The sequence below is a fragment of the Intrasporangium chromatireducens Q5-1 genome, assembly GCF_000576575.1.
Classification (GTDB): Bacteria; Actinomycetota; Actinomycetes; order Actinomycetales; family Dermatophilaceae; genus Intrasporangium_A; species Intrasporangium_A chromatireducens.
On the sequence record NZ_AWQS01000443.1, the window covers coordinates 1 to 1,724 of the forward strand.

Here is a 1,724-nt window from a genome sequence, read left to right on the forward strand (position 1 = left end):
AGGCCACCAACCGTCGAGGGCCACCAACCGTCGAGGGGCCACTCCGTCCGCGGGTGCCGCCAAACGACCACGATTGGTCCGGGCGGTGCTCTACGAGCACGGCGCCCCGGCGACACGGCGATTGGTGGTCGTCCGGCGACACCTGGGATGGCCGCGGCAGTCGGGCCCGCCCACGCGTCACCGCGCGGGGCGCGCTCACCCGGCTCAGCCGGCATACCGCGCCGTGTTCTTGAGCGGACCCGTCGGCTCAGGTGGCCTCGTTGTCCCACGGGGTCGGCCGGCCCGGGTCGTAGCTGACCGGGCGGGGCATCGTCACGGTGTCGGTCGTCGCCGCGGCGGGGTCGGGCGTTGTCAAGGCCTCACGCACGATGCGGCGCGGGTCGTACTGGCGGGGGTCGTAGGCGCGCCAGTCGATGTCGGAGAACTCCGGACCCATCTCGTCCTTGAGCTGCGTCTTGGCGCGCTCGGCCAGCTCCTTGGCCTGCCGCACGAGACGGCCGAGCTTGGCGGCATACTCCGGGAGCCGCTCCGGCCCGAGGACGACGACGGCCAGGACGATGAGGACGATGAACTCCCACCCGTTGATGTCGAACACGGCCACTCACCTCCTCGATCCCAGGGCCGCCATGCTACGAGACCTCCCTGCGATCAGTCGCTGGGTGCCGCCTCGAGCGTCATCTTGAGGTCGAGCTCCTGCGCGCCGCGCTTGACCTTGAGGTTCACCGTGTCACCGACGGCGCGAGCGCGGATCGAGACGATGAGCTGGTCGGGGGTGCGGATCCGCTTGCCCTCGAAGCCGATGATGACGTCACCGGGCTTGATCCCCGCCTTGTCCGCCGGCCCGCCCGCGGTGACCGCGTCGGGACCTGTGGAGACCTCGGCGCCCTCGCCGCTGAAGGTGCGGTCGAGCATCACGCCGATGATCGGGTGCGTCGCGTGGCCGGTGGCGATGAGCTGGTCGGCGGTGCGCCGGGCCTGGTCGCTCGGGATGGCGAAGCCCAGCCCGATGTTGCCGCCCGTGGAGGACGTGGTGCCCGGCACCCGGGCGATCGCCGAGTTGATGCCGATGACCTGGCCCTTCATGTCGAGCAGGGGGCCGCCAGAGTTGCCGGGGTTGATGGCGGCGTCGGTCTGGATCGCGTTGATGTAGGACCCCTCGTCGCCCGCGCCAGGAGTGACCGGGCGGTTCAGGGCACTCACGATGCCGCTCGTGACCGTCTGGTCCAGGCCGAGCGGCGCGCCGACCGCGATGACCTCGTCACCGACGACGACCTGGTCGGAGGGACCGAGGACGAGCGGGGTCAGGTCCGTGCGCGAGAGCTTGATGACGGCGAGGTCGTAGCTGCTGTCCCGCCCGACGATCGTCGCCGGCTCGGTGTCGCCGTTGCTGAGCACCACGTCGATCGAGCCGCTGTTGCCGGCGGCCGCGACGACATGGTTGTTGGTCAGGACGTGGCCCTTGGTGTCGATGACGAAGCCGGAGCCGGTGGCATCACCCTGGCCACCCTTGACGCGGATGGTGACCACGCTCGGCAGCGCTTTGGCGGCGATGCTGGCGACGCTGCCGCCAGGCCTGGCCGTGGCCCCGGGGCCGGCCTGCGGGAGCGTCGAGCCGGCCAGGGGACGGTCGGCGAGCAGCTGGCCCACGACGCCGCCGATGACACCGGAGACGAGGCACAGGGCCAGGACGAGCGCGACGAGCGGGCCGCGCGCCCGGCGCGGCG

2 protein-coding genes are annotated in these 1,724 nt (G+C 71.8%); both read right to left on the minus strand.

From position 1 onward, the window contains the following. Nucleotides 1-247: 247 nt before the first annotated feature. On the minus strand, nucleotides 248-595 hold the full coding sequence (locus N864_RS22065) for a twin-arginine translocase TatA/TatE family subunit (RefSeq protein WP_034722592.1): 348 nt from the start codon (nucleotides 593-595) through the stop codon (nucleotides 248-250). Between the two features lie 53 nt (nucleotides 596-648). Next, nucleotides 649-1,724, minus strand: a 1,076-nt coding sequence (locus N864_RS22070; protein ID WP_034722591.1) for a S1C family serine protease, incomplete at its 5' end; no start/stop codon positions are given.